General features: G+C 42.9%; 4 protein-coding genes. All 4 read left to right on the top strand.

Going from position 1 to position 5,396, the window contains the following annotated elements:
• Window positions 1–313 precede the first annotated feature (313 nt).
• The 4 genes from B4J23_RS10305 to fusA all read left to right on the top strand — a co-directional run bounded on the left by B4J23_RS10305 (window position 314) and on the right by fusA (window position 5,264).
• On the top strand, window positions 314–1,816 hold the full coding sequence (locus B4J23_RS10305) for an EcsC family protein (protein ID WP_291360460.1): 1,503 nt from the start codon (window positions 314–316) through the stop codon (window positions 1,814–1,816).
• Window positions 1,817–1,971: 155 nt separating this feature from the next.
• A complete protein-coding gene (gene rpsL / locus B4J23_RS10310) occupies window positions 1,972–2,346 on the top strand; it encodes a 30S ribosomal protein S12 (protein ID WP_004783283.1) in 375 nt (124 codons plus the stop codon).
• A 180-nt stretch (window positions 2,347–2,526) separates the two neighbouring features.
• A complete protein-coding gene (gene rpsG / locus B4J23_RS10315; protein WP_004783282.1) occupies window positions 2,527–2,997 on the top strand; it encodes a 30S ribosomal protein S7 in 471 nt (156 codons plus the stop codon).
• A 131-nt stretch (window positions 2,998–3,128) separates the two neighbouring features.
• Window positions 3,129–5,264 carry an elongation factor G gene (gene fusA, locus B4J23_RS10320; RefSeq protein WP_262735712.1) on the top strand — a complete coding sequence of 712 codons (2,136 nt, stop codon included), beginning with the start codon at window positions 3,129–3,131 and terminating at the stop codon, window positions 5,262–5,264.
• The last annotated feature ends 132 nt before the right edge of the window (window positions 5,265–5,396 follow it).

Below are 5,396 nucleotides of genomic sequence, written 5' to 3' on the forward strand. Positions count from 1 at the left end.
GAGTTAATACCCATACCAGTGATGACAACACGTTTCATCTACAGATCCTTATAGTTTATCTCTGGGGCAGCGGGAGATATTTGGCGTTGATAAGACAGCAAAATATAGCGCTGACCCCTATTTCACAATGCAGAACATCATAGCAGAAAGATTTTTGAAATCTTATGGCAAATGTTATGCCGTGTGACAGTAGGTTGAGTTTATAAAGTACTGTGTAGAGCTTTTACTAAATGAAACAGAATAAGGTTGAGATAAATGCTGACTACACCTAGTATTTATACCAAATACAAGCACGTGCATGCTGAGGTAAAAAATGGTAAATGCTAATAATAAACAATCTAATGGTCTGATTTCGAATGCCTTTGGAGTGGCGAAAAAGTTCAGTTCAACAGGTTTGGAACTGTTAAATCATGTTGCACCAGATTCTGTGACTAAAACCTTCAATACCGATCATGCTGTTGATGGCTCGGCAAAAGTCAAAAGCCCTTTTGCTTCAAAAAAATATGAAAATCCTAAAGACATGCTACGCGAACATCTTCCAAATGTTTCCCGTCAGCTGCTGGGCCGTCGTTTTAATACCGTGAATAATGTCGCGCATTTTGTTTCTCCCCAGTTGGCCGACAAAGTATCTGACTACTTTTATAATCACCTGAATCAGTTCAGCAACCAGATGAGTTCGGTTGATGCCATCCTGAATGAAGCAGGGGCGAAGGATCTAGAAGAACTGACTCAGGATACTACGCGTTCACAACGCATTTCTCAGGCATTTGCCGAACAAAATAAATGGATGGCGACAGTACAAGGTGCTGTAAGTGGCGTCACTGGCGTATTGGGAACCGCGATTGATATTCCAGCTTCTTTATTGATGGCACTGCGTACCATCTATCAAGTAGGACGTTCTTATGGTTTTGATCTGAGCAAGGAAGATGATCAGGAAATCGTACAGCATATCTTTAGACAAATTGATCTCAGTCTGATTGCAGAAAAACAAGCACTCTTAATGGGGCTTAAAGCGCTGAGCAGTACCTTAAAGACACATGACCTGTCCCAGCTACAGACCATGCTCGGGTCAAGCAATGATATAGAAACACTGAAAAAATGGCTCAGTAATCAGGATGGCAGCATGAAGTGGGAATGGATGAACCATTTTCCGAAACTGTCTTTATTAGAGCAGCTAACCAAACTGACTCCATTGGCAAGTGCAGGGATTGGTGCAGTCTATAGCCATCGCTTTGTGAATGATGTGAACCAGAAAGCTCAAGAAGTATTCTCGCATGCTCGTCAGTATTTGCAGCAGCATCAGGATCTAGGTTTGTCGCCATATGCTGCCTATGAAAAAGCCGTTGACCTGCTCCAGCAGGCGACCCCGAAGCTGATGGAAAATCTTGATCATTCAGCCGCTGATAAAGATAAGCCAATTCTGGATAAAGAAATCCCAATTGAAGGCAATCAAACCATCAAGCAGGTCAAACTGGTTAAGAAGGATCAGGAAAGTTTAAGCCCGGAAGAAGCTGAAGTGAAAAAAGATGAAAAAGTCAGTGAAGGCCTGGATGAATTGACCGATAAACTGGTTGAACATGCCGACGCTAAACAGGAACAAAAACCGGCTATTCCAAAAGATTCTTTTGATGCAGATGCAGCCCTAGAAGAAGAGCTCGGCTTGCAGGAAAATGACACAGAAATGTTACAGGCAGCCGCTGAAGAAGAGACGGATACAAACAATCCAGAAAACTCAGAGACTGCAGACAAACAAACGCAAGCTGAGGAAACTACGGAAGATGTTACAAAAAATGCTGCTACGAAATCGAAAAAATAAGTGATTTTCACCATAAAATAAACGCTTAAAGTCGAGATGAGATCGTGTTTTGCCTGACTCCGGCATATTGACCGATTTTGCATCTTGACATACAATTGCATGCCCTCAAAAAGTAGTATTTTTTTGGGGCTTTTTATTAACGGGAGAATTGCCACATGGCAACAACAAATCAGTTGATCCGTAAGGGTCGTACGACTTTAGTTGAAAAATCTAAAGTTCCTGCGTTGAAGGCTTGTCCACAGCGCCGTGGTGTTTGTACACGTGTTTACACAACTACACCTAAAAAACCTAACTCAGCAATGCGTAAAGTTTGCCGTGTTCGCTTAACTTCAGGTTTCGAAGTTTCTAGCTACATCGGTGGTGAAGGCCATAACCTGCAAGAGCATAGTGTTGTTCTTATCCGTGGTGGTCGTGTTAAAGACTTACCAGGTGTACGTTACCATACCGTTCGTGGTTCTTTAGACTGTGCTGGTGTTAAAGATCGTAACCAAGCTCGTTCTAAATACGGTACTAAACGTCCTAAGAAATAATCTTTCGAGATTAAGCTCTTAGTTCGCTAGAACTGCAATCCTTTATCGTCTCGCTTGTCTGATTTCTGCATTTAATTTTGTGAAAATTCAAGCGACGTGTAGTAAGGCCAGCGAATGCACACGACACTTTGTGCTACTGCTGGATTAACCTGAAGTGTCATATTTATAGGTAGTTTTAAAATGCCAAGACGTCGCGTAGTCGCTGCTCGTGAAATCCTTCCGGATCCTAAGTTCAGCAGCCAAACAATCGCTAAATTCATGAACCACGTAATGCAAGATGGTAAAAAATCTATTGCTGAAAGTATCGTTTACGGTGCTTTAGACCGCGTTCAAGAAAAATCTAAAGTAGACCCAGTTGAATTTTTCGAGACTACTCTTGAAAAAGTTCGTCCTATGGTCGAAGTAAAAGCACGCCGTGTTGGTGGTGCTACATACCAGGTACCTATGGAAGTGCGCCCATCCCGTCGTACTGCCTTGGCTATGCGTTGGTTAGTAGATGCTGCTGCTAAGCGTTCTGAAAAAACTATGGCTTTACGTCTTGCTGGCGAGTTGCTTGATGCAGCTGAAGGTAAAGGCGCAGCGGTTAAAAAACGTGAAGATGTGCACCGTATGGCTGAAGCCAACAAAGCCTTCTCTCACTATCGCTTCTAAGCGGTTAAAACAGCCCCTATTCAGGAGGATGATGAGCCAGTTTTCGCTGTTTTGTCATCGAATCGCTTTAAGCTGCCCAGCAGCTTAAAGCGTCCTGTTTTAAACAACAAAATTTAGGAATGCAAGAAATCATGGCTCGTCAAACCCCAATTTCTCGTTATCGTAATATTGGTATTTCTGCGCACATCGATGCGGGTAAGACCACAACTACTGAACGTATCTTGTTCTACACAGGTGTATCTCACAAAATTGGTGAAGTACATGATGGTGCAGCAACAATGGACTGGATGGAGCAAGAGCAAGAACGTGGTATTACCATTACTTCTGCTGCTACCACTACATTCTGGTCAGGTATGTCTAAGCAGTTCCCAGAACACCGTATCAACGTAATTGATACCCCGGGACACGTTGACTTCACAATCGAAGTTGAGCGTTCTATGCGTGTTCTTGATGGTGCATGTATGGTTTACTGTGCTGTAGGTGGTGTACAACCTCAGTCTGAAACTGTATGGCGTCAAGCTAACAAATACCAAGTGCCTCGTTTAGCATTCGTGAACAAGATGGACCGTACTGGTGCCAACTTCTTCCGTGTTGTTGAACAAATGAAAACACGTCTTGGTGCGCACCCTGTGCCTGTAGTAATCCCTGTTGGCGCTGAAGAAAACTTCCAAGGCGTTATCGACCTGATCGAAATGAAAGCGATCATTTGGGACGAAGCTTCACAAGGTATGAAGTTCGAGTACGGCGAAATCCCTGCTGATCTTCAAGAAACTGCTGAAGAATGGCGTACAAACATGGTTGAAGCTGCTGCTGAAGCTTCTGAGGAATTAATGGACGAATACCTGAACAATGGCGATTTGACTAAAGAACAAATTGTTGCTGGTCTACGTGTTCAAACATTGGCTTGTGAAATTCAACCAATGCTTTGTGGTACAGCGTTCAAAAACAAAGGTGTTCAACGTATGTTGGACGCAGTAATTGAATTCTTGCCATCACCTACAGAAGTTAAAGCGATCGAAGGTATCCTTGACGACAAAGCTGAAACTAAAGCGACTCGTGAAGCATCTGACGAAGAACCGTTTTCTGCGTTAGCGTTCAAAATCATGAACGATAAATTCGTAGGTAACTTAACTTTCGTACGTGTTTACTCTGGTGTTCTTAAACAAGGTGATTCTGTTTATAACCCAGTGAAATCTAAACGTGAACGTATCGGCCGTATCGTGCAAATGCACGCGAACGATCGTCAAGACGTTGAAGAAATCCGTGCTGGTGACATCGCTGCGTGTGTAGGTCTTAAAGACGTAACTACTGGTGATACACTATGTGATGAGAAAAACATCATTACTCTAGAACGTATGGAATTCCCAGAGCCAGTAATTGCATTGGCTGTTGAACCAAAAACTAAAGCTGACCAAGAAAAAATGTCTATCGCTTTAGGTCGTTTGGCTAAGGAAGATCCATCATTCCGCGTTCGTACTGACGAAGAATCTGGTCAAACCATTATTGCTGGTATGGGTGAGCTTCACCTTGACATCATCGTTGACCGTATGAAACGTGAATTCAACGTTGAAGCGAACATTGGTAAACCAATGGTTGCTTACCGCGAAACAATCAAAAAGACTGTTGAGCAAGAAGGTAAGTTCGTACGTCAAACTGGTGGTAAAGGTAAATTCGGTCACGTATACGTACGTTTAGAACCGCTTGATCCTGAAGCTGGTAAAGAATACGAATTCGCTGAAGAAGTTGTAGGTGGTGTGGTACCTAAAGAATTCTTCGGTGCAGTTGACAAAGGTATCCAAGAACGTATGAAGAATGGTGTCCTTGCTGGTTATCCAGTAGTTGGCATCAAAGCGACATTGTTCGACGGTTCTTACCATGATGTCGACTCTGACGAATTATCGTTCAAGATGGCTGGTTCTTATGCCTTCCGTGACGGTTTCATGAAAGCAGATCCTGTTCTTCTTGAACCTATCATGAAAGTTGAAGTAGAAACTCCAGAAGACTACATGGGCGATATCATGGGTGACTTAAACCGTCGTCGTGGTATGGTTCAGGGTATGGACGATTTACCTGGTGGTACTAAAGCAATTAAAGCTGAAGTTCCACTTGCTGAGATGTTTGGTTACGCAACTCATATGCGTTCTATGTCTCAAGGTCGTGCGACTTACTCTATGGAATTTGCTAAATATGCTGAAACTCCACGTAACGTGGCTGACGGCATCATTTCTAAGTTCCAGTCTGGCGGTAAAAAAGGTGACGACGAGTAATCTTTCGATTACTATAAGCCCAAACTAATTCATAGTTAAAAACCAAGCGCTCATGCAGTGATCCTGCATGAGCAGTTCAAAAAGGAAGATCTCATGGCTAAGGCTAAGTTCGAACGTAATAAGCCACACGTT

Source organism: Acinetobacter sp. UBA3025 (assembly GCF_002367915.1).
Lineage (GTDB): Bacteria > Pseudomonadota > Gammaproteobacteria > Pseudomonadales > Moraxellaceae > Acinetobacter.